Origin of the sequence: Caballeronia sp. GAWG1-1, from assembly GCF_023631465.1 — a bacterium.
Lineage (GTDB): Bacteria > Pseudomonadota > Gammaproteobacteria > Burkholderiales > Burkholderiaceae > Caballeronia.
Window position 1 is genome coordinate 10,487 of sequence record NZ_JALQDB010000022.1, and the last position, 21,895, is coordinate 32,381.

20 protein-coding genes are annotated in these 21,895 nt (G+C 61.8%); 9 read left to right on the forward strand and 11 right to left on the reverse strand.

Annotated elements, in window-relative coordinates; genetic code table 11:
• The first annotated feature begins 268 nt into the window (after positions 1-268).
• Complete coding sequence (locus NCT03_RS13070; RefSeq protein WP_250465907.1) at positions 269-3,856, forward strand: indolepyruvate ferredoxin oxidoreductase family protein; 3,588 nt, start codon at positions 269-271, stop codon at positions 3,854-3,856.
• Positions 3,857-3,969: 113 nt separating this feature from the next.
• Here NCT03_RS13070 and NCT03_RS13075 read toward each other — a convergent pair whose 3' ends face one another.
• Positions 3,970-6,249 (reverse strand): NADP-dependent malic enzyme, encoded by a 2,280-nt coding sequence (locus tag NCT03_RS13075; RefSeq protein WP_244826457.1) that lies wholly within the window; start codon positions 6,247-6,249, stop codon positions 3,970-3,972.
• 243 nt (positions 6,250-6,492) lie between these two features.
• Positions 6,493-7,719 carry an MFS transporter gene (locus NCT03_RS13080; protein ID WP_250465909.1) on the reverse strand — a complete coding sequence of 409 codons (1,227 nt, stop codon included), beginning with the start codon at positions 7,717-7,719 and terminating at the stop codon, positions 6,493-6,495.
• Between the two features lie 255 nt (positions 7,720-7,974).
• On the opposite strand from NCT03_RS13080, the gene NCT03_RS13085 reads away from it, so the two are divergent.
• Entirely contained in the window at positions 7,975-8,661 is a 687-nt protein-coding gene (locus NCT03_RS13085; RefSeq protein ID WP_244826459.1) for an orotate phosphoribosyltransferase, read from the forward strand.
• A 99-nt stretch (positions 8,662-8,760) separates the two neighbouring features.
• Here the strand turns inward: NCT03_RS13085 and NCT03_RS13090 are convergent, their stop codons facing one another.
• Positions 8,761-9,468, reverse strand: a complete 708-nt coding sequence (locus NCT03_RS13090; protein WP_244826460.1) for a response regulator — start codon at positions 9,466-9,468, stop codon at positions 8,761-8,763.
• Positions 9,469-9,837: 369 nt separating this feature from the next.
• Between NCT03_RS13090 and NCT03_RS13095 the strand changes: the two genes are divergently transcribed.
• The 3 genes from NCT03_RS13095 to argC all read left to right on the forward strand — a co-directional run bounded on the left by NCT03_RS13095 (position 9,838) and on the right by argC (position 12,212).
• Positions 9,838-10,344, forward strand: coding sequence for a YbhB/YbcL family Raf kinase inhibitor-like protein (locus NCT03_RS13095; RefSeq protein WP_250465911.1), 507 nt, complete (start codon positions 9,838-9,840; stop codon positions 10,342-10,344).
• A 185-nt stretch (positions 10,345-10,529) separates the two neighbouring features.
• Positions 10,530-11,096: a flavodoxin family protein gene (locus NCT03_RS13100; RefSeq protein WP_250465914.1), complete on the forward strand. Its 567-nt coding sequence runs from the start codon at positions 10,530-10,532 to the stop codon at positions 11,094-11,096.
• A 162-nt stretch (positions 11,097-11,258) separates the two neighbouring features.
• Positions 11,259-12,212, forward strand: coding sequence for an N-acetyl-gamma-glutamyl-phosphate reductase (gene argC / locus NCT03_RS13105; protein ID WP_244826463.1), 954 nt, complete (start codon positions 11,259-11,261; stop codon positions 12,210-12,212).
• 211 nt (positions 12,213-12,423) lie between these two features.
• Here the strand turns inward: argC and NCT03_RS13110 are convergent, their stop codons facing one another.
• The 3 genes from NCT03_RS13110 to NCT03_RS13120 form a co-directional block, all read right to left on the reverse strand.
• A complete protein-coding gene (locus NCT03_RS13110; protein WP_244826464.1) occupies positions 12,424-12,789 on the reverse strand; it encodes a response regulator in 366 nt (121 codons plus the stop codon).
• Positions 12,790-12,796: 7 nt separating this feature from the next.
• Entirely contained in the window at positions 12,797-13,222 is a 426-nt protein-coding gene (locus tag NCT03_RS13115) for a hypothetical protein (protein WP_250465916.1), read from the reverse strand.
• Between the two features lie 89 nt (positions 13,223-13,311).
• Positions 13,312-14,184, reverse strand: coding sequence for an NAD(P)-dependent oxidoreductase (locus NCT03_RS13120; RefSeq protein WP_250492762.1), 873 nt, complete (start codon positions 14,182-14,184; stop codon positions 13,312-13,314).
• 90 nt (positions 14,185-14,274) lie between these two features.
• On the opposite strand from NCT03_RS13120, the gene NCT03_RS13125 reads away from it, so the two are divergent.
• A complete protein-coding gene (locus tag NCT03_RS13125) occupies positions 14,275-15,033 on the forward strand; it encodes a Mut7-C RNAse domain-containing protein (protein ID WP_250465920.1) in 759 nt (252 codons plus the stop codon).
• A 54-nt stretch (positions 15,034-15,087) separates the two neighbouring features.
• Complete coding sequence (locus NCT03_RS13130; protein ID WP_244826468.1) at positions 15,088-15,357, forward strand: hypothetical protein; 270 nt, start codon at positions 15,088-15,090, stop codon at positions 15,355-15,357.
• A gap of 24 nt (positions 15,358-15,381) precedes the next feature.
• On the opposite strand, the gene NCT03_RS13135 is transcribed toward NCT03_RS13130, so the two are convergent.
• From NCT03_RS13135 to NCT03_RS13150, 4 genes are all read right to left on the reverse strand, one after another.
• Positions 15,382-16,671: an MFS transporter gene (locus tag NCT03_RS13135; protein WP_244826469.1), complete on the reverse strand. Its 1,290-nt coding sequence runs from the start codon at positions 16,669-16,671 to the stop codon at positions 15,382-15,384.
• Positions 16,672-16,900: 229 nt separating this feature from the next.
• The gene (locus NCT03_RS13140) at positions 16,901-17,215 is read right to left on the reverse strand and encodes a high-potential iron-sulfur protein (protein ID WP_250492763.1); all 315 of its coding nucleotides are present in this window, start codon (positions 17,213-17,215) and stop codon (positions 16,901-16,903) included.
• A 124-nt stretch (positions 17,216-17,339) separates the two neighbouring features.
• Positions 17,340-18,440, reverse strand: a complete 1,101-nt coding sequence (locus NCT03_RS13145) for an NAD(P)/FAD-dependent oxidoreductase (protein WP_250465923.1) — start codon at positions 18,438-18,440, stop codon at positions 17,340-17,342.
• Positions 18,441-18,625: 185 nt separating this feature from the next.
• A complete protein-coding gene (locus NCT03_RS13150) occupies positions 18,626-19,603 on the reverse strand; it encodes an AAA family ATPase (protein ID WP_250492765.1) in 978 nt (325 codons plus the stop codon).
• 384 nt (positions 19,604-19,987) lie between these two features.
• Here NCT03_RS13150 and NCT03_RS13155 point away from each other — a divergent pair, with 384 nt between their 5' ends.
• Positions 19,988-20,527, forward strand: a complete 540-nt coding sequence (locus NCT03_RS13155) for a hypothetical protein (RefSeq protein WP_250465927.1) — start codon at positions 19,988-19,990, stop codon at positions 20,525-20,527.
• A 50-nt stretch (positions 20,528-20,577) separates the two neighbouring features.
• A complete protein-coding gene (locus tag NCT03_RS13160) occupies positions 20,578-21,387 on the forward strand; it encodes an endonuclease/exonuclease/phosphatase family protein (protein WP_250492767.1) in 810 nt (269 codons plus the stop codon).
• A 7-nt stretch (positions 21,388-21,394) separates the two neighbouring features.
• Here the strand turns inward: NCT03_RS13160 and NCT03_RS13165 are convergent, their stop codons facing one another.
• Positions 21,395-21,784: a response regulator gene (locus tag NCT03_RS13165; protein WP_244826475.1), complete on the reverse strand. Its 390-nt coding sequence runs from the start codon at positions 21,782-21,784 to the stop codon at positions 21,395-21,397.
• Positions 21,785-21,895: the final 111 nt, after the last annotated feature.

Here is a 21,895-nt window from a genome sequence, read left to right on the forward strand (position 1 = left end):
CACAAGCGTTCATTTAGACATGCATCCGCGCATGGGTTCCGCGATTCGGTCGAACTTACACGCCGTAACAAAACTGTCCTGAATCGCCCACTTGCGGCAACGTTTTAATGCAAAGCGCGAGTAAGTGCGTATTTTTCAACGGGTTAGTACCACTGTCTGAAATCCGTGAGCATCGGCAAACTGGGAAGTCCCGGCCTGAGCGTTCACAAGACGCTGCGGCCCGGAACATGCTTTGGTGATCCCAAACTCGGGTGGAGGAGTACACAGAATGAACGCCCCGCTAGACGCAGAACAAAGAGCTTCGCTAGAAGCCGCACTCAAATCCGTCACGCTAGACGACAAATACACGCTGGAACGCGGCCGCGCCTATATGAGCGGCATCCAGGCGCTGGTGCGTCTGCCGATGCTGCAGCAAGAGCGCGACAAAGCCGCTGGCCTTAACACCGCTGGATTCATTTCCGGTTATCGCGGGTCGCCGCTCGGCGGACTCGACCAGTCGCTCTGGAAGGCGAAAAAGCATCTCGCCGGACATCAGGTCGTGTTTCAGCCCGGCGTCAACGAAGACCTCGCGGCCACCGCCGTTTGGGGCTCGCAACAGGTCAACCTGTACCCGAGCGCCAAATACGACGGCGTCTTCTCGATGTGGTATGGCAAGGGTCCGGGCGTCGACCGCACCGGCGATGTCTTCAAACACGGCAATTCGGCTGGTTCGGCGACGCACGGCGGCGTGCTCGTGCTCGCTGGTGACGACCACGCCGCGAAGTCATCGACGCTCGCGCATCAATCCGAACACATTTTCAAGGCGTGCGGCCTGCCGGTTCTGTTTCCGTCGAACGTGCAGGAATATCTCGACTTCGGCCTGCACGGCTGGGCGATGAGCCGCTACTCCGGCCTCTGGGTCGCGATGAAATGCGTGACCGACGTGGTGGAATCGTCGGCGTCGGTGGATATCGATCCGCATCGCACGAAGATCGTGATTCCGACCGATTTCGCCATGCCCGACGGCGGCCTGAACATTCGCTGGCCCGATCCGCCGCTCGTGCAGGAAGCGCGTCTGCTCGACTACAAGTGGTACGCCGCGCTCGCCTACGTGCGCGCGAACAAGCTGGACCGCGTGGAAATCGATTCGCCCAACGCACGCTTCGGCATCATGACGGCGGGCAAGGCGTACCTCGACGTGCGTCAGGCGTTGACCGATCTCGGTCTCGACGACGCCACCTGCGCGCAAATCGGCATTCGTCTCTATAAGGTCGGCTGCGTGTGGCCGCTCGAAGCGCAAGGCGCGCACGAATTCGCGCGCGGTCTCGACGAGATTCTGGTGGTCGAGGAAAAGCGCCAGATTCTCGAATACGCGATCAAGGAAGAGTTGTACAACTGGCCCGATGCGCAACGTCCGCGCGTCTTCGGCAAGTTCGACGAGAAAGACGGTGCAGGCGGCGAATGGTCCGTGCCGATGGGCAACTGGTTGCTGCCCGCGCACTACGAACTCTCGCCAGCGATCATCGCGAAGGCCATTGCGACGCGTCTCGAAAAGTTCGATCTGCCCGCCGATGTACGCGCGGGCATCGCGGCGCGCATTGCCGTGATCGAGGCGAAAGAGAAAGCGCTCGCGCGTCCGCGTGTGGAAGTGGAGCGCAAGCCGTGGTTCTGCTCGGGCTGTCCGCACAACACGTCGACGAACGTGCCTGAAGGCTCGCGCGCGATGGCGGGAATCGGCTGCCACTACATGACGGTGTGGATGGACCGCAGCACGAGCACGTTCAGTCAGATGGGCGGCGAAGGCGTCGCGTGGGTCGGCCAGGCGCCGTTCACGAACGACAAGCACGTCTTCGCCAATCTCGGCGACGGCACCTACTTCCACTCCGGCCTGCTCGCCATTCGCGCGGCGATCGCGGCGAAGGTGAACATCACCTACAAGATTCTTTATAACGACGCCGTCGCGATGACCGGCGGCCAACCCGTCGACGGCGTGCTGACCGTGCCGCAGATCACGCATCAGCTCGCGGCGGAAGGCGCGGCGCGCATCGTCATCGTCACGGATCAGCCCGAGAAGTACACGCCGAGCACGGGACTCGCGCCGGGCATCGACGTGCATCATCGCGATGAACTCGACGACATTCAGCGGCAACTACGCGAGATTCCCGGCACGTCCATCCTGATCTACGACCAAACCTGCGCGACCGAAAAGCGCCGCCGCAGAAAGCGCGGCGCGTTTCCCGATCCGGCGAAGCGCGTGGTGATCAACGAAGCGGTTTGCGAAGGTTGTGGCGACTGTTCGGTGAAGTCGAACTGCCTTTCGGTCGAACCGCTCGATACCGAGTACGGCACGAAGCGGCAGATCAATCAGTCGAGCTGCAACAAGGACTATTCGTGTCTGAACGGCTTTTGCCCGAGTTTCGTCACGGTCGAAGGCGGTCAGTTGAAGAAGCCCAAAGCGACGACTGTCGAAGCCGGCGGCATGCCGGCCCTGCCCGCGCCTGACCTACCGGATATCGGCCGGCCATATGGCGTGCTGGTGACGGGCGTCGGCGGCACGGGCGTCGTGACCATCGGCGCGCTGCTCGGCATGGCGGCGCATCTGGAGCAGAAAGGCGTGACCGTGCTCGACGTCACCGGCCTCGCGCAGAAAGGCGGCGCGGTGATGAGCCACGTGCAGATCGCCAACCGTCCGGGCGATATTCACGCAACGCGCATTGCCATGGGCGAGGCGGATCTCGTCATCGGTTGCGATGCGATCGTCACCGCCAGCGACGAATGCGGCTCGCGCATGCAGCCGGATCACACGCGCGTGGTCGTGAACAGCGCGCAGACGCCGACCGCTGCGTTCATCAAGGACCCGAACTGGCGCTTTCCCGGCGCGAGCGCTGAAGCCGACATCCGTGCGGCGGCGGGCGAACATGTCGCGCTCGTCGATGCCAACCGCTTCGCCGTCGCGCTAATGGGCGACGCCATCTACACGAATCCGTTCGTGCTCGGCTACGCATGGCAAAAAGGCTGGGTGCCGTTGCGGCATGAATCGCTCGTGCGCGCGATCGAGTTGAACGCCGTGCAAGTCGAAAAGAATCTGGCCGCGTTCGAATGGGGCCGTCGCGCCGCGCACGATCTCGACTCGCTACGCAAGCTGACCGAAGCGCAACGCGGCAGCGCGCCGGAAGGCGCGGGCAAGATCATCGCGCTGCACACGCCGAAGGCGCTCGACGCGCTCATCGACAAGCGCCTCGACTATCTTGCGAAGTATCAGAACACCGCGTATGCAACGCGTTATGGCCGACTCGTCGCAATGGTACGTGCCGCCGAGGCGGAACTCGGCGTCGGCGATGGCCAATATCAATTGACCGAAGCCGTCGCGAAGAATCTGCACAAGCTGATGGCGTACAAGGACGAGTACGAAGTCGCGCGTCTCTATGCGGACCCCGCTTTTCTCGACAAGGTGAAGAACAGTTTCGAAGGCGACTGGAAGATCAAGTTCCATCTCGCGCCGCCGAGCATGTCGAAGAAGGACCAGCACGGCCATCTGGTGAAAAAGCAATATGGCCCGTGGATGATGTCCGCCATGCGCGGGCTCGCGAAGCTCAAGTTTCTGCGCGGCACGGCGCTCGATCCGTTCGGCAGAACCGAGGAGCGGAAGATGGAGCGCGCGCTGATCGTGGAATACGAGGCGCTGGTGAAGGAGCTGATCGGTGGATTGACGCCGCAGAAGCTGGCGCTTGCCATCGAACTGGCGAATCTGCCGGATTCGATGCGCGGTTACGGCCACGTGAAGGACAACAACGTGAAGGCGGCGCGGATCAAGTGGAATGCGCTGCTGACGCGGTGGAGAAACAACGAGGGCGGTCAGGCGCGACAGGTAGCGTAAGGCCTGGGTTACGCGCTGTTTGAAACGAAAGGGCGATCCGCGAGGACCGCCCTTTTGTCTTTCGTGCGTCCAAAGAGAAGCGGCGACCTCTCCGAGAAGCCGCCGTTTTGCCCTTACTTGTTATTCGCCACCTTCGCGTTCGCCGAAGCCACCGCCGTCATATTGATGATCCGTCGCACGGTCGCGGCCGGCGTCAGGATGTGCACGGGCTTTGCCGCGCCCAGCAGGAACGGTCCGACCGTCACGCCCTCGCCGCTCACCATCTTGAGCAGGTTGTACGTGATGTTCGCGGCTTCCACGTTCGGCATGATGAGCAGGTTCGCTTCGCCGGTGAGCGTCGTGCCGGGGAACGAAGCCTTGCGCACCGCTTCGGACAACGCGGCGTCGCCGTGCATTTCGCCATCGACTTCGAGGTCCGGCGCGCGTTCTGCGATCAGCTTGCGTGCTTCGGCCATCCGCTTGCTCGACGCGCTTGGCACGCTGCCGAAGTTCGAGTTCGACACCAGCGCCACCTTCGGCGAAATGCCGAAGCGCTCGATCTCGCGCGCGGCGAGAATCGTCATGTCGGCAAGCTGCTCGGGCGTTGGCGTTTCGTTGACGTAGGTATCGCTGATGAAGAGATTGCGCCCTTGCAGCATCAGCAGATTCATCGCCGCGAAGTTGTTTGCGCCTTCGGACTTGCCCAACACCTGATCGATGAACTTGAGGTGATCCTGATATGTGTCGATGAGACCGCAGATCATGCCGTCGGCGTCGCCGGTATGAACCAGGATCGCGCCGATCAGCGTGTTGAACTTGCGCAGCGCGGCCTTCGCGCTTTCGGGCGTCACGCCTTCACGCGCGGCGATTTCGTGATACGCCTGCCAGCTCTTTTGATAACGCGGATCGTCTTCCGGATTCACGATCTCGAAATCGACGCCAGGCTTGAGCTTCGAGCCCATCTTCTGCAGACGCATTTCGACGACAGCCGGCCGGCCGATGATGATCGGCTTCGCGATCTTCTCCAGCAACACGAACTGCGCTGCGCGCAGCACGCGCTCGTCTTCACCTTCTGCAAACGCGATGCGCGCGGGCGCAGCCTTCGCCGCCACGAACACCGGCCGCATCACCATGCCGGTGCGATACACCGTCGCGCCGAGCGTCTCGCGATACGCGTCCATGTCCTGAATCGGACGCGTCGCCACGCCCGAATCCATCGCGGCCTGCGCCACGGCCGGCGCAATCTTGATGATGAGTCGCGGATCGAACGGCTTCGGGATCAGATATTCCGGACCGAATTCGAGCGAATGGCCTTCGTAGGCTTTCGCGACTTCATCGCCCTGGTCGGTTTCTTCCGCGAGTTCGGCGATCGCGCGCACGCACGCGAGCTTCATCTCTTCGGTAATGGTCGTGGCGCCCACGTCCAGCGCGCCACGGAAGATGAACGGGAAGCACAGCACGTTGTTGACCTGATTCGGATAGTCCGAACGGCCAGTCGCGATGATGCAGTCCGGCCGCACCTTCTTCGCTTCCTCCGGACGAATTTCCGGCTCGGGATTGGCAAGCGCGAGAATCAGCGGCTTGTCGGCCATCACCTTGACCATCTCGGGCTTGAGCACGCCCGCGCTCGAACAACCGAGGAAAACGTCGGCCTGATCGATGGCATCGGCGAGCGTACGCGCGTCGGTGGTCGCCTGATAGCGCTCCTTCGACACATCGAGGTTGCCGCGTCCTTCGTAGATCACGCCCTTCGAATCGACGACGAGCGTGTTCGACTTCTTCAAGCCCAGATCGACGAGCAAGTCCAGACACGCGATAGCGGCTGCGCCCGCGCCCGAACAAACCAGCTTGATTTCGTCGAGCTTCTTGCCGACCACTTTCAGGCCGTTGAGAATTGCCGCCGATGCGATGATCGCCGTGCCGTGCTGATCGTCATGGAAAACGGGAATCTTCATGCGCTCGCGCAGCTTCTTCTCGATATAGAAGCATTCCGGCGCCTTGATGTCTTCGAGGTTGATGCCACCGAGCGTCGGTTCGAGCATGGCGATTGCATCGACGAGCTTGTCGGGATCGGTCTCGTCGAGCTCGATGTCGAACACGTCGATGCCCGCGAACTTCTTGAACAGACACCCTTTTCCTTCCATCACCGGCTTGGCCGCGAGCGGACCGATGTTGCCGAGGCCGAGCACCGCCGTACCGTTCGTCACCACGCCGACGAGATTCGCGCGCGAGGTGTATTTCTGCGCGTCGAGCGGTTCGTCGAAGATCGCCATGCATGCGGCGGCTACACCCGGCGAATACGCAAGCGATAAATCCAGCTGATTGGAAAGCGGTTTGGTCGGCGTGACGGAGATCTTGCCCGGACGCGGATATTGGTGATATGCGAGAGCGCTTTGCTTCAGTTGTTCGTCCATGATTAGCCTGAGACGTTAGAAATATTTTGAACAGGGTTCACACCGCCGACGACCGCTCAACATTGAGTGTGGAGTGTGATTCGATGGACCAATGTCTTCAGTCGCCCGGCGCATCGGATAGACGCGGCGTGCCGCCCGTAAGGATCAAACGGGACGGCCGGAGCTTTAATTTTTGGGACGACCAGTGTACACCTCGCCTTCCAGATGGCGCGCAGCAGCATTTTCCCTAGGCCGAACGGTCAATCAGTCGAGTTCGGCGCCGCGTTTTTCGGGAATGAGAAAGAGCGTGGCAAATATATCGAGTAAATAGATCGATGCCAGCAATGCGAGCGCAGTCGCGAACGAATACTTCGCGGCAAGCGCGCCAACCACGACCGGACCCAGTCCGCCGACCGCGCGGCCGATATTGAACAGCACGTTTTGCGCGGTGGCGCGCGCCTCGGTCGGATAGATTTCGGAGATGAGCGCGCCGTAACCGCCGATCATTCCGTTGACGAACACGCCCATGACCGCGCCGCCTACCAGCAACGCGCCGGGGCTCGTCAAGTTCGAATAGACGAAGACCATTGCCACCGCGCCGATCTGATAGAAGAGAAACGCGGGCTTGCGGCCGAAGCGGTCGGCCGCGACGCCGAAGAGCCAGATGCCGAGCGCCATGCCGAGCACGGTGACGGCGGTCCAGAGACCCGACTTCGTGAGCGAATAGCCGAAGGTCTTGGATAGATAACTGGGCAGCCAGATCATCAGCCCGTAATAGCCGAAATTCTGCACCGAGCACAGCACGATCACGCCGAGGCTCGCACGCGTCGTGCGCGCGGTGTCGAAGAGACGTCCGAGCGGCAGCTTGCGCGGCGCGTGCTTCGCGCGACGTTCCGTGAAGAGCACGGGTTCGGCGACCTTGCGCCGCACGAAGAACGACGCGACCGCCGGCAACAAGCCGACGGCGAACATGCCGCGCCAGCCGATCATCGGCAGCAAAAGCGGCGTGAGAAGCGCGGCGGCAAGCACGCCGAGTTGCCAGCCAAGCCCGACATACGAGGACACGCGCGCCCGCAGCCGAGCCGGCCATGCCTCGGCGACGAGCGCCATGCCAATGCCGAACTCCCCGCCCAACCCAATGCCCGCGATGGTGCGATAGACCAGCAAGTCGCCGTATCCTCTTGCAAGCGCGCACAGGCCGGTGAAGACGGCGAACAGGAGAATGGTCCAGGTCAGCATGCGCACACGGCCGAAGTAATCGGAGAGCATGCCGAACACCACGCCGCCCGCGACCGCGCCGGCCAGCGTCCACGTGACGAGCGAACCTGCCTGCGCGGGCGTGAGGTGCAGATCCACGGCGATCGCGGGCAGCATGAAGCCGAGGATCAGGAGATCGAAGCCATCCATCGCATAGCCGAGAATGGAAGCGATGAGCGCGTGCAGCGCGTGGCGGTGATTCGGGGTATCGACGGAAGGGGAAGCGGGAGTCATGTGGGAGCACGGCGGGCGAAGTTGCGCGAGTTTAAGTGCGACGACCACGCGGCTACAAGACGCTCAAAAAATAGGCGCTGTCCCGAGCGCCGCTCGCCCGAACGTCTCACCTCGGGTAAAATTTCGGCCTACGCGCGCAGGAACCGCACGAACGCCGTCCAAAAGCGGCTCGTTCTGCCTGTTAATGCGCCAGGGCCCCACGCGGCCGCCTCCCGCTTCGACCAAGCGCCACCATCCAAGTCCAAGGATTCGCCCATGACAGGCTTCGATCGCCAGACGATCTCCGACACCACCGCCAAGATTTTGCTGGAAGTACAGGCGGTGCACTTCAACGCGGAAAAACCGTATATCTTCACGTCCGGCTGGGCGAGCCCAGTGTATATCGACTGCCGCAAGCTGATTTCCTATCCGCGCGTGCGTCGCGGTCTGATGGAAATGGCCGAGGCGACCATTCTGCGCGACGTCGGCTACGAACAAATCGACGCGGTTGCAGGCGGCGAGACGGCGGGTATTCCTTTCGCGGCGTGGCTGGCGGATCGCCTGATGGTGCCGATGCAATACGTTCGCAAGAAGCCCAAGGGTTTTGGTCGCAACGCGCAGATTGAAGGTCTTCTGACCGAAGGCCAGCGCGTGCTGCTGGTGGAAGACCTGACCACCGACAGCCGCAGCAAGATCAACTTCATTAATGCGCTGCGCACGGCCGGCGCAACGGTGAACGACTGCTTCGTGCTCTTTCACTACAACATTTTTAAAGAGAGCGTGTCGGTGCTGAAGGATATCGACGTGAATCTGCACGCGCTCGCGACGTGGTGGGACGTGCTGCGCGTCGCCAAGGAACAAGGCTATTTCGAATCGAAGACGCTGGATGAGGTCGAGAAGTTCCTGCACGCGCCTGCCGAATGGTCGGCGGCACACGGCGGAGCGACGGCTGCGCCGCAATAAGTCTTTAAAGCAATCGCTGGTTGAGAATGAAAACGAAAAAGCCGCTGACATGACATCAGCGGCTTTTTTCAATTCGTCCAGCGGTTAAATGGTGCGAACCTAATTTGAATCTGGAATGGGCACGTCTTCCACGGAACCGTCGCCCGAATATGCCGAGAGATTCATCAAGCCATTACTTTGTGCATACTGAAACAATTCGGAATCTCGCTCGATACCCAGTTTGCGCATAGCGGTGTTCTTTTGCGTGCTGATGGTTTTAATACTGCGCCGCAATTGCCCCGCTATTTCAGTGATCGTCATGCCCGAGACGAAGAGCCGCACCACTTCGAGTTCACGCTTGGAAAGAATCACGCTGCGTTGCTGACCGCTTCCGCTCATTCCCATGCTGTCGAGCGCCGCCTTGACCGATGGCCCGAGATACTCCTGACCGCGCATGACGTGCTGAATTGCCCAGCCGATATGGTTCATGTCGTCGGCTTTGTTGATGATCGACATGACACCGACTTCGCGCAGACGTTTGAGCAAGGCCGGGTTTTCCAGCATGGTCAGGACAACGAGTTTTACCCGGGGAAATTGCCTGCCGATATAGCCGAGCAGCGGCATGCCATCGCCATAAGAGCCGCCCGGCATTGCAAGATCGGTTACGAGAACGTCGCAATGCGATTTTTGCAGCAATTGAATAAGCTCGGTGGATTGCTTGGCCTGACCAATGACGTCGACCTCCGGAAACTTGTTGAGCGCCTGAGTGGCGCCGAACAAGATGACCGGATGATCGTCTGCAATGATGACTTTTATTCGCTGGCTCATTTACTGCCCCAGAATATTGGTTCGTCTGATGCCGCGCGAATCACTGTCGGGATATTCATTTTCTCTTTGATAGCTGCCGAAGTCGCCGCCGTCAAGGCGTCATCTCGTTTTTAATTTCAGACACATTTGAACTGCGCCATAGGTTTAGTCTCAAGGTGCAAGCTTTTAATGCTTTGTTGCAATGTTAAACTGCAACTTGGCATGAAGCGCATCACTGAGACAAAAAACATCGTTGCAGCCATCGAAACGCTGATATAAGGCGCAACGGCACTGACAGGAGTCAGCTACATGCGCCTCGCATGTCGAACCGAGAGTCCGGCCGGTCTTACGTTATTCGCACTCTCGACGTGGATATTGGCGGTGATTTTCATGCCACAAGACGCCGTGGCTGAACCGGCATTCACCGTTTCAAGCGTCGATCTAGTTCCGGGAAAGCCGGTTTCGCGCGATCTTCTTTTCAATGAATCCGACTGCAAGGGCGGCAATCGCTCACCGCAGCTTTCATGGCGCGGCGCGCCCACCGATACGCGCAGTTTTGCGATCACCGTATTCGATCCCGACGCCCCCGGCCGCGGCTGGTGGCATTGGGCCGTCGCCGGCATTCCGGCGGGTGTGACGCATATACCGGCCAATGCGAGCGCCGCCGGCGCGCTGCGCAAAATGAGCGCGGTGGAAGCCCGCAACGACTGGGACACCGACGGTTACGGCGGTCCGTGCCCTCCGCCTGGCAAGGCGCACCGCTATATCGTGACGGTGTATGCGCTGCGCAGCGACGACCTGCGACTGCGGCAAGGTACGCCCGCGCTGATGTTCGAACACGAAATCCGCACGGTAAGCATCGCTTCGGCGCAGTTGACCTTCACTTACGGCCGGTAATGAACGGGCCGGCAAGCGTAACGCTGCCGCATCCGTGTCCGCAGAACGAAATTTGTCTTTGCTAGACTGGTTCCGCTCGCCCGCCGCCTTCGTCGAGTGGTGGCTTTCATGCCGTCGCCACGAAGAGCAAACCCACACGCGTGCAGTCGAGACGCACCGCGAATTCATCGCGGCTAAAGGAAACCATGTCGAACATCATCATCGTTTATCACAGCGGCTACGGCCACACGAAGAAAGCCGCCGAAGCCGTGCTGGCCGGCGCCACGGACGCAGGCGCCAACGCCAAACTGATCGCAGTCGGCGATCTCGACGACGCCGCCTGGGCCGAACTGGATGCCGCCGACGCCATCGTTTTCGGCTCGCCGACGTACATGGGCGGCCCGTCCGCCGACTTCAAGAAATTCGCCGACGCCAGTTCCAAACCCTGGTTCGCGCAAAAATGGAAAGACAAGATCGCGGCTGGCTTCACCAATTCCGCGACCATGAACGGCGACAAGTTCCTGACGATTTCCTACTTCGTCACGCTCGCCATGCAACACGGCATGATCTGGGCGGGCACCGGCATGATGCCGTCGAACACGAAGGCCGCCACCCGCAACGACCTGAACTTCGTCGGCGGCTCGACCGGGTTGCTGACGCAATCGCCCGCGGATGCATCGCCGGACGAAGCGCCGCCGCCCGGCGATCTCGAAAGCGCCCGCGTGTTTGGCGCGCGAATCGCTGCCGTGACTGCTCGCTGGACCGGCAAGTAAGGCACGCGCGCCGCTTGGGCGGCGCGTTTGACAGCCTGCACGCGCTCGTTGCGGACAACGGACATCAACGCGTCTCGGAAACGCCTTAAAATGTCCGTTTTTGCGGCGAGCGCGTAGGCGTTGCAACCATTTGCGTCGTCGCGCCGAACCAGTGAGATCGAGATGACCACGAAAGTATTTGTCGACGGACAGGAAGGCACCACCGGCCTTAAGATTTTCGAATATCTGTCGGGACGCCGTGACATCGAAGTGCTGCGTATCGACGACACGAAGCGCAAGGACGTCGAGGAACGCCGCCGCCTCATCAACGCATCCGACGTGACCTTTCTGTGCCTGCCGGATGTCGCCTCGCGCGAATCGGTTTCGCTCGTCGACAAGGACAACGCTCGCACCGTCATGATCGACGCCAGCACCGCGTTTCGCACGCAGGACGACTGGGCGTACGGTCTGCCCGAACTGTCGCGCGCGCAGCGGGAACGTCTGCGTACTGCGAAGCGCATCGCCGTACCGGGCTGCCATGCATCGGCGTTCGTACTGTCGGTACAACCGCTCGTCGCGGGCGGTCTCGTATCCGCCGATTTCGACGCGCACGCCTATTCGATCACCGGCTACAGCGGTGGCGGCAAGAAGATGATCGCCGAATACGAAGCCGGCGGCGACGCGCGTTTGGCGAGTCCGCGTCCGTACGCGCTCGGCCTCACGCACAAGCATCTGCCGGAAATGTCGGTGCGCACGGGTTTGAAGCGCGCGCCGATTTTTACGCCAATAGTCGGCCCGTTCCTGAAGGGTCTGGCGGTGACGACATATTTCTCCCCCGACCAGCTCGCGCGCAAGGCGAAACCGCAGGACGTGCGCGATATGCTCGCCGAGTACTACAACAACGAGCCGTTCGTGCGCGTGCTTCCGTTCGATGCCGAAAGCAATCTCGACAACGGTTTCTTCGACGTGCAAGCGTGCAACGACACGAACCGTGTCGAGATTTTCGTGTTCGGCAACGAAGAGCGTTTCGTGACCGTGGCGCGGCTCGACAATCTTGGCAAGGGCGCATCCGGCGCGGCGATTCAATGCATGAATCTGGCCATCGGTGCCGACGAGGAAGCCGGGCTCACGCGCTGATCGTTATCCCTCGGAAAGCAGAAAAGCCGGTTCGCTTCGTCAGCGGATCGGCTTTTTATTGGCTGCATGGTTTGCTGCGGACGAAAAAAAGCCCGCCTAGTTTGGCGGGCTGAATCCATATCAGTGGAGACATGGAGGAGACAGGAGTAACTATATCGTTAAATTTGATGCGATGCAACATCTCCGTTGCATGCGATCAACACGGAATATTTCACGGCTGCGTCATCGAGAGAATGAACTGCAGTTGATCCGATGAAATTGGCTTCACTAGATGTACGTCGAAGCCCGCATCCATCGTTAGTTCGCGGTGTTGCGGCTGACCCCAACCCGTGAGCGCAACGAGCATCATCGCGTGACCTGTGGGCGTGCGGCGCAAATCACGCGCGGCGGCGAGCCCATCCAACAGCGGCGCGCCGATATCCAGAATCACGACATCCGGCGAAAACTGCGCGGCCACGTGCACGGCTTGCGCGCCATTGGCGGCGAGCGCCACTTCGTGCCCCATTCCATTCAGGAGATTGGCGAGACCGCTCAGGGCGTCGTCGTCGGCGTCGGCTATGAGGATGCGCTTCGTCACGATAGCCTCACCGGTTGCCGTAGATTTCGAGCTTCAGCTTGTTCTCGCTCGCCTGCGATGCCGCGATCTCCGTGCGCGCGCCGCGTGCGCCAAGATAAAAGTGCTGGCGCGCGGGTGAATTCTGATCGTGGGTGGCGTCCGGCAGACAGGAAGCGATGTCCGCCGCGACGCTTTGCAGCGCATCGGCGCTTGCTCCGCCGTGCGGCGTCCAGGTGCATCGATAGTTGCTTTGCGACGCCGCGCAGCTCGCGCCGTCGCCGTATGCCAACGCGACGGGCCGTCCATCGATTGCGGAGAGTGACGAGAAATTCGGCGCCGCCGCCACGATGCGCTTCAGCGCATCGCACGGGCTCGGGGTGTCGTCGGCGTGAGCGGGCGCGCTCGACAAGGCGCCCCAGCAAAGCGCGGCGAAGGCGATGCGGTTCGATGGCATGACGTCTCCCAGCTATTTTTAATTACGTTCGATGCATAGCCATCCCAGCAAATCACGAACCCGTTAGAACAGACGTTTCTTTTCAACGATCATCGTCCCGCGCGGCGCGCCGCCACTTGCCCGAGCACCGCGAAGTCCTTTTCGCCGTCGCCGTGGGCAAGCGCGTCGACGAGGTTGTCGCGCACCACGCTCGCGACCGGCAGCGGCACGTTGACCGCGTCGCCCGCGGCTATCGCGAGGCGCACGTCCTTCAGACCGAGCCGCGCCTTGAAGAGCGCGGGCTCGTAACGACGCTCCGCGATCATCTTGCCGTAGCCCTGATAAACCGGCCCCGGAAACAGCGAATTCGTGATGACGTCGAGCAACGTCTGCGCCTCGATGCCGTGTCCGCTCACGAGCGCGGCCGCTTCGCCGAAACTTTCTATCGCCGACGCCAGCATGAAATTCGCCGCCAGCTTGAGCACGTTGGCGTGCTGCGGTTCGTGGCCCACGCGCCAGGTTTTTTGACCGAGCGCGTCGAAGACGGGTTGCACGCGCGCGATGTCGGCATCGGCGCCGGCCGCGAGAATGTTGAGCTTGCCCGCCGCCGCGACATCCGGCCGGCCAAGCACGGGCGCGGCCACGTAAGCGACGCCATGCTGCGCGTGCAATTGCGCGAGTTCGACGGCGAGCGCCGCCGAAATGGTTGCCATGTTCACGTGCACGAGGCCTTTCGGCGCGTGCTTGAGCAAGCCGCCATCGATCAGCACGGAGCGCAGCGCTTGATCGTCCGCGAGCATCGAAAAGGCGGCATCGCCGGCAAATGCCTGCTCGGGGGTATCGACCACGGATGCGCCCTGGTCCGCGAGCGAACGCGTCTTGTCGCGCGAGCGGTTCCAGACGCGCACCGCGTGGCCCGCTTTCAGCGCGTTGACGGCCATGGCCGCGCCCATTTCACCCAGACCGATGAATCCGATATCCATGCTTACGCTCCATTCGTTGATTGCCGACCGAGCGCCAGTAGAGCACATCGACCGGCAGCACGCCGAATCCGCCGATGCGATACTGACTGCATGGTCACGGCGCGCTTTCACTTCCATCGCGAACTGAACGACTTTCTGGCGCGGCCCCAACGCGGGCAGGCATTCGCTTGCGCCTGTCCGCTGTCTTCGTCGGCCAAGCACATGATCGAAGCGCTGGGCGTGCCGCACACGGAAGTGGCGCTGATCGTGCGCAACGGGAATCCGGCCGGCTTCGACGCGCCAATCGAAGAAAACGATGTCATCGAGATCTATCCCGCGCGGCGCGTGCCGCCCGGTATGGCCGACGGCGCACGGCTTTTGCGGCCGGCGCTCGTCGCGGAAAATCTGCGCTTTATCGCCGATGCGCATCTCGGCGGCCTCGCGCAACTGTTGCGGCTCGCGGGTTTCGACACGCGTTACGACAACAACTTCGCCGACGATGAAATCGAGCGCCTTGCGCACGATGAAGCACGCATCGTCCTTACGCGCGACCGCGAATTGCTCAAGCGAAAAAATGTGCTGCACGGCTGCTACGTGCGCGCACTGCATGCCGACGAGCAATGGCGTGAAGTGGCGGAACGTCTCGATCTCGCGCCGCATGTGCGCGCGTTTCGCCTCTGCCTCATGTGCAACGCGCCGCTGCGTCGCGCGGCAGCGCGCGAGATCGACGACCGCGTGCCCGAAGGCGTGCGCGAACGGCACACGCGTTTCGTGACTTGCGATGTCTGCCGCCGCGTCTTCTGGGAAGGCTCGCACTGGAAGCGCATGCGCGAGCGCATCGACGGTCTCGCGGATGCAAGCCGCGTGTGAACCTCCACGTACAATACGGCCCCTGCCTATCAAAACGCCGCAACGGAGCATCGCGTGAACAAATTTCAACTGGAACAAACCAAGGCGTTCAAGCTCGCCAACGACCTGAAGCAAGGCGGCAAGCCGCGCGTGGGCGCAGCGGAAGCGCCGAAACTGGATCGCCGCGAGCAGCGCAAGCTGGATCAGGCCAAGGGTCTCGTGCCGTTTGCCTGCAAGCTGGACGAGAAGCTCGTGACGCAATTGAAGGAACGCGCCGCGAACCACGAAGGCGGTCTCTCTGAAGTCCTGGCGGAATTGCTCGTCGCAGCGGGTCTGGAGCGTTGAAGCGTCGCGCAGGCGCTCGACCGCCTAGCGGATGCCGTCACGCGCCTCGTCGACATCGACGTGACGCGTCGCCGGAATGCAGGCCACGGCGATAATCGAAAGCACGAGTCCCGCCATCACGTAGAAGGTCGGCGCGAGTTGCGAGCCCGTCGTCTTGATGAGCCACGTCACGATGAACTGCCCGAAGCCGCCGAACAGCATCACCGCGATGTTGTACGCGAGCGCAAGCCCGGTCGAGCGGATATGCGCGGGAAACAGTTCCGCGATCAGCGCGCCGAACGGCCCGTAGTAACCGGACAGCGTGATCGACAAGAGCGCCTGCACGACCACGAGCCGCGCCACGCTCGGTTCGGCGGCGAGCCATGCGAAGAGCGGATAGATGATCACGAGCGTGATGAGAAGCGACCACAAGGTCAGGCCCTTGCGTCCGATACGATCCGACCACGCGCCCGCCACCGGCGAAAGCACGGTCAAGATGAGATTGCCGACGATCAGCGCCGTGAACGACTGCCCGAGCGGCAGCTTGAGTTGCTTGACCGCGAAGGTCGGCAGATAGGCGATCAGCACATAGACCGTCACCGTCAGCGCGATCACCGAACCGAGCCCGCACAGCACTTCGCGGCTGTGATTGCGGAAGACTTCACCAAGCGTCGCGCGGCGCGCGGTCTTCTTCGCGTGCAGGAACGCTTCGGTATCGGCCATGTTGCGCCGAATGTACAGGCCGATTGGCCCGATGATCAAACCGAGAACGAACGGCACGCGCCAGCCCCATGAATCGAGCGCTTCGGGCGACAGTCCGCGCGTGATCGCCGCGCCGACGAGCGCGCCGAGCAAGAGCGCCGCCGCCTGACTCGCCATCTGGAAACTGCCGTAGAAACCGCGTCGGGAAAACGGCGCTGCTTCGATCAAGAGCGCGGTCGCCGTTCCGAACTCGCCGCCGGCGGAGAAGCCCTGCAACAGCCGCGCGAACACGATCACGAGCGGCGCGCCGATCCCGATTGCCGAGTATGGCGGCGCTATCGCGAGCAGCAGAATGCCGATGGTCATCATCGCGATGACCAACGTGAGCGCCGCCTTGCGCCCCGCGCGATCCGCATAAAGACCCAGCACGATGCCGCCGACCGGCCGCATCACGAACGCGACGCCGAAGGTCGCGGTGGTCAGCAAAATGGATGAGTAGTCGCTATAGCTCGGAAAGAACAAGCGGGCGATGACGACAGTCATGAAGCCGAACACGGTGAAGTCGTACCACTCCAGCGCATTGCCGATGACCGCGGCCGCGACGGCGCGCGCATTCAATGGTCTGCCTGCCATGCGAATCCCTTTGGTTTGTCGATCATTGGGTTTCGTGCCATCGGACGGACCCCCGTTGGCCGCGTCGTGCGCGTATCGCCCGGCGCATCGAATGCATTTGCTCAGGCGAGGCGTAAGGCTGAATTTGCCTTGGCGAGTGTAAAGACCATGCGTTTGCTTATCAAGCGGCTACAACGCAAAACGCGCCGGGCAATGCCGCCAGGCGCGTTCGTCGTCCAACGAGGGAAGCTCAGGCCTTCTTTACATACGCGCCGCACCAGCCCTTCGAGGCGACCTGCTTGTTCGCGAACATCGGACACGGGGCGTAGGCATCGGCGGCCTTGCCTTGATAGAACTGGCAGTTGCCGCAGTCTTCGCCGGCGGCGTACTTGGCGAACTTGGCCTTATCGACCTTGGTCGCGTCTTCCTTGTAGCCGAGCGCCTTGGTGGTGGGATCGTTTTCGTCGACCTTCGGTGCGTCGGCGAAAGCGGCTTTCGAGCCGAGCGCGAACGTCGATGCAACGCCCACGCTGGTGATGAGAAACGTACGACGAGATGCCTTCATGGTGACTCGCTCCATGTTGTATTGGGGGAAAACGCCGTTCTGACGACGGCGATGCCCGAGCATAACAATCCGGAAGCGAATCGATGAAGCCAAATGTTATAGATAAGAACCCGGGGAATAGCGGCTAACGCATCATGTCCGCCACGCGCTCGGCGATGGCGAGTGAAGCCGTCAGTCCGGGCGATTCGATACCGAACAGATTCACGAGCCCCGGCACGCCATGCGCGGACTTGCCTTGAATCATGAAGTCGGCGGCAGCCTGCCCCGGACCCGAGAGCTTCGGCCTGATGCCCGCGTAGGCCGGCTGCAGCGCGTCGTCAGGCAGACCCGGCCAATACGCACGAATCGCGGCGTAGAAGGAATCGGCGCGGCGCGGATCGACATCGTAATTGAGCGACTGCACCCATTCGACATCAGGACCGAACTTGGCTTGGCCGCCCATGTCGACGGTCAGATGCACGCCGAGTCCCGCTTCATTGGGCATCGGATAGATGAGCCGTTCGAACGGCGCGCGCCCGCTCACGCTGAAGTAGTTGCCCTTCGCGAAGTAGAGCGGCGGCACGTGACGATCGTCGAGACCGCGAATCTTGCTGGCGATCCGGTTCGCGTGAAGCCCCGCGCTGTTGATCAGAAACGACGCCCGGAAGCGCGCCGGGGCATCGCCGCCGGTCTCGACGATAAAGCAGCCCTCGCGCGCGTCGATGGCGGCCACCGGCGTATGAAACACGATGTTCGCGCCGTGATTCTCGGCATCGCCTTGTAGCGCCAGCATGTACTGGTGACTGTCGACGATTCCCGTGCTCGGCGACCACACCGCCTCGACGCACGTCAGTTGCGGCTCCATCTCCGCCGCCTGTGCGCCGCTGATCCGCACGAGACCTTCCACGCGATTTTCCAGGCCCTTCTGTTCGATGCCCGCAAGCTGCGGAATCTGATTGCGCGCCGTGGCAACGAGCAGCTTGCCGCATTGCCGATGCGGCACGCCATGCTCGCGGCAATATTCGTACAGCATTTCGCGCCCACGCACGCACAGCTCGGCTTTCTGCGATCCGCGCGGATAGTAGATGCCCGCGTGAATCACTTCGCTGTTGCGCGAACTGGTGCCAATGCCGATCGCCTCGCCCGCTTCCAGCACGATCACTTCGCGCCCGCGCATTGCCAGTTGCCGCGCAATCGCAAGTCCAACCACGCCCGCGCCGATTACCACGCACTCGATCCGATCCATGTCCGTTCCGTCGCAAGATAGCTCGCAACCATTCTACGTTCTTGACTATTGCGAGTTGCACAACAAACGCATGGCAATTGCACCGAATTACGGAGCAATGCAGAAAAAGGCATGAAACTGGCCGTCCGATGACAAAAAAGCCATGTTTCCATGGCTTTTTTGGCAATTCCAAAAATTCGTGCGCTTTAAAAACCGATCGCTTTCTTGCGCGAATTACGGTCGAGCTGGATATCGCGCGCCTCGACGTGATGCCGTCCGTCGATACGCGCGTTGCCAAACGCGTTGAGCATCGCGCGCCGCATGCCGCGTGGCGAGGCTTGCGTGAGCGCATCGAGCGGGGCATCGCCGAGCGTTTCGGGAAAGCGCCGGCCCCACGCGTGCGTCGTGCGGATGTCGTCGTAAATCGCCTGCGCGATACGACGCGCGCCGTCGCGATCCGGCGCGGGAATCTCGTAGACGTTCATGCGGTTCATGATCGGCTCGGGAATGGCGCGCGCGTCGTTGGCCGTTGCAATCCACACGACGTTGCCCGCGTTGATCGGCACTTCCGCGAATTCGTCGATGAAAGTCTGCGCCGTGTCGTGTTCGAGCAACGCGTAAAGCGCGCCGAGCGGATCGTATTGCGCGTCGCCGGTGGCCTTGTCGATTTCATCGACGGTAATGACGGGGTTCGCGTAGCTGCCGTTCACGAGGGCGTCGAACACCTTGCCTGGCTTGGCGTTGCGCCATTGCGACGACGCGCCCGAGAGAATCCATCCGGCGGTGAGCGAGCTCATCGCCACGTAATGCGACGTGGTCCCGAGCATTCGCGCAAGCTGCTTCGCAAAATGCGTCTTGCCGATGCCGGGTTCGCCAAGCAACAGTATTGGCATGAGTTCGAGGCGGTCCTCGGTTTCGAGGCACAGCGCGATCTGCTTGCGAATGTCGTCGAGCGGCTCCGCGAAGTTCGGCAGGGAAGCCGCAAGGTCGTCGATGCACGGCATGCGATTCGGCTTCACGCAGAAGCGCAGATTGCCGACCTTGAGCATCTTCTCGTAAGTGGCGCGCAGGGCGTCGCTTGCGCCTTCGGACAAATCGTTGAGCGCGGTTTCCACGTCGTCGAGACTGTAGACCTTGCTGAACGATGCCACCGCCAGTTCCTGTTTCACCACGGCTGTCGTCATGTCACACCCCGTCATTGTTTTGGTCGACAAAGCCAGTGTAGCGACGACAAAACACCACGCAAGCGAGCAGTCTCGCGGGTCTGCTGCCAATTCCGCCGCGTAGCGCAGGCGCGAGTATCATCGTTCGTCCCACGTGTGAGCGTGCCGCGAGCGGGTTCGAAACGTGCTGTTTTTCTGCGGCGTTTTTCCAACCTGGCTGCGAAGTGTTTTGCGCGGCCCCATATGTCGGGTTTTGGTAAGGATTCTGGCTGAACCGTAGCCGTGCAGCCCGGTCAGAATCAAGTCGCCGAGGAAACGCCGATCCAGCGGCTTTTCGCCCAAGCAGATCACGCGCAAAAGCGAAACGCCGCCATCCGAACCGCCCGTGCGCCGGAGAAGCCTTCAATGCAAAGAACAACACGAACCGTCTTGCCGTTCCCCTTTCGATTTGCGCTTGCTGCAAGCGCGTGCCTCGTGGTGGTATCGGCGGGACCTGCCTGGGCGCAGTCAAGCACGCCGCAGCCCGTCGACTGGGAGTTGCAGGTCGTGCGCGACGGTCAACAAATCGATTCGTTTTCCGCCACGACGAATGTCGGCCAGGCGCGCACCGATACGCATCACAACATCACGCAGAATCAGGTCGGCTGTGCGAATCAGCCAGCGGGCGACATCGATCTCACGCGCACCATCACCGTTTCGCCGACGCACGCGAGCGCCGACGACATCACGCTCGCCATCGACGCTCAGGAAACGCTTCAGGATGATTCCTCGCGGACCACGGCGGCCGGCTGCAAGTTGCCGCCGGTGCCGCGTCAGGTGAGCGGATCGCATCCGGGCCTCGTGTTGAAGCCCGGGGAATGGGGCGAATGGAAGATCGTCGACAGCAATCCGACGCTGCTGTATCGAGTGCGCGCGAGCATGGCTTCGGCACCAGCAACGCAATGACGGCCTTCGTGACATAAAGTAGAGAGGCCGCGCCACCACACAACGAACGCATGCGAAACCCAGAACATCTTCCGCCAGGTCCATCCACGCACAACGGCACGCCGGATTTCACCGCCGTAAGCTGGAACCTCCACAAGGGCCGCTCACCGCTCGGACTGCGCGCCTGGAACGCCATGCAGCGGTGGGTTCAGACCACCAACGCCGACGTCTATTTTCTCCAGGAAGCGATGGCGCGGCGCATGCCGCAGCCCGTGCTCGCAAGCGGTTTCGGCAACCCGCTTGCAGCGCCGCTCGACGATGTCTGGCATTGCCAGGCCACCGAAATCGCTACCGCGCTCGAATTGCAGATCGCCCTCGGGCCGAACGTGTTCAAGCCGTCGTGGCGGCACGGCAACGCCATCTTGTCGCCGCATCCGCTGGATCTGTCCGGGCGCTGGGACATCTCGGCGCATCGCTTCGAAAAGCGTGGCTTGCTGGTCGCGCGCGCCACTTTCGCCGGCAAGGCCATCACGCTCTTGTGCGCGCATCTGGCGCTCACGCGTTCCGCGCGTCTGCGTCAGATGAACTGGATCGCGCACTGGATTGCGAAGGAAGCGCCGGAAGGCCCGCTCGTGCTGGCAGGCGATTTCAACGACTGGCGCAACGATTCCGTGCCGCTCTTTCGCGAACTCGGCATGAGCGAGGTCGCGACGATGCTCGGCGAATCCGGCCGCACCTTTCCGGCGTTCTCGCCCGCGCTCGCGCTCGACAAGATGTTCGTGCTCGGTCTTAAGCCTGTCGAATGGCTCGTGCCGACGCAGGACACCGCATGGCTGTCCGATCACTTGCCGTATATGGCGAGACTGCGCGTCGAGGAATGAGGCGGCGTTAGCCGAGCAGCGCTTCCAGAGCGTCGATGGAAACCGGCTTGGTGAGGTGATGATCGAAGCCGGCATCGATCGAATTCTGGCGATCCGCGTCGCTGCCGTAACCCGTCAGCGCGAGCAGCAAGGCGTCGCGCGTGACGGGGCGCTTGCGCATCTCGCGCGCCACGTCGAAGCCGTTCATGCCAGGCAGACCGATATCGAGCAGCACCACGTCGGGTTTGAAATCGTCGATGGACTGCAACGCGCGCGGACCGTCGTGCTCCGTGCGCACTTCGTGGCCCAATGCTTCGAGCAGCATCGACATGGCAAGCGCGGCGTCCTCGCTGTCGTCGACAATCAGAATGCGCCGGCTCGACGCCGCGCCGCCGGTCGCTTCGGCGGTGGTGTTCATGCGTGTCCTCGTACATTTTCAAGATGGCGAGGCGACTGTAGCACAACGCCCGAGCCTGATGAAATGAGGGCGCAAGGCAGCATGCGACAGCTCTGCTATCGTGGACTTTTT

Coding starts and splice junctions, on each gene's coding strand:
- NCT03_RS13070 (WP_250465907.1), top strand. CDS start 269: ATGAACGCCCCGCTAGACGCAGAACAAAGAGCTTCGCTAGAAGCCGCA.
- NCT03_RS13075 (WP_244826457.1), bottom strand. CDS start 6,249: ATGGACGAACAACTGAAGCAAAGCGCTCTCGCATATCACCAATATCCG.
- NCT03_RS13080 (WP_250465909.1), bottom strand. CDS start 7,719: ATGACTCCCGCTTCCCCTTCCGTCGATACCCCGAATCACCGCCACGCG.
- NCT03_RS13085 (WP_244826459.1), top strand. CDS start 7,975: ATGACAGGCTTCGATCGCCAGACGATCTCCGACACCACCGCCAAGATT.
- NCT03_RS13090 (WP_244826460.1), bottom strand. CDS start 9,468: ATGAGCCAGCGAATAAAAGTCATCATTGCAGACGATCATCCGGTCATC.
- NCT03_RS13095 (WP_250465911.1), top strand. CDS start 9,838: ATGCCACAAGACGCCGTGGCTGAACCGGCATTCACCGTTTCAAGCGTC.
- NCT03_RS13100 (WP_250465914.1), top strand. CDS start 10,530: ATGTCGAACATCATCATCGTTTATCACAGCGGCTACGGCCACACGAAG.
- argC (WP_244826463.1), top strand. CDS start 11,259: ATGACCACGAAAGTATTTGTCGACGGACAGGAAGGCACCACCGGCCTT.
- NCT03_RS13115 (WP_250465916.1), bottom strand. CDS start 13,222: ATGCCATCGAACCGCATCGCCTTCGCCGCGCTTTGCTGGGGCGCCTTG.
- NCT03_RS13120 (WP_250492762.1), bottom strand. CDS start 14,184: ATGGATATCGGATTCATCGGTCTGGGTGAAATGGGCGCGGCCATGGCC.
- NCT03_RS13125 (WP_250465920.1), top strand. CDS start 14,275: ATGGTCACGGCGCGCTTTCACTTCCATCGCGAACTGAACGACTTTCTG.
- NCT03_RS13135 (WP_244826469.1), bottom strand. CDS start 16,671: ATGGCAGGCAGACCATTGAATGCGCGCGCCGTCGCGGCCGCGGTCATC.
- NCT03_RS13140 (WP_250492763.1), bottom strand. CDS start 17,215: ATGAAGGCATCTCGTCGTACGTTTCTCATCACCAGCGTGGGCGTTGCA.
- NCT03_RS13145 (WP_250465923.1), bottom strand. CDS start 18,440: ATGGATCGGATCGAGTGCGTGGTAATCGGCGCGGGCGTGGTTGGACTT.
- NCT03_RS13150 (WP_250492765.1), bottom strand. CDS start 19,603: ATGACGACAGCCGTGGTGAAACAGGAACTGGCGGTGGCATCGTTCAGC.
- NCT03_RS13155 (WP_250465927.1), top strand. CDS start 19,988: ATGCAAAGAACAACACGAACCGTCTTGCCGTTCCCCTTTCGATTTGCG.
- NCT03_RS13160 (WP_250492767.1), top strand. CDS start 20,578: ATGCGAAACCCAGAACATCTTCCGCCAGGTCCATCCACGCACAACGGC.
- NCT03_RS13165 (WP_244826475.1), bottom strand. CDS start 21,784: ATGAACACCACCGCCGAAGCGACCGGCGGCGCGGCGTCGAGCCGGCGC.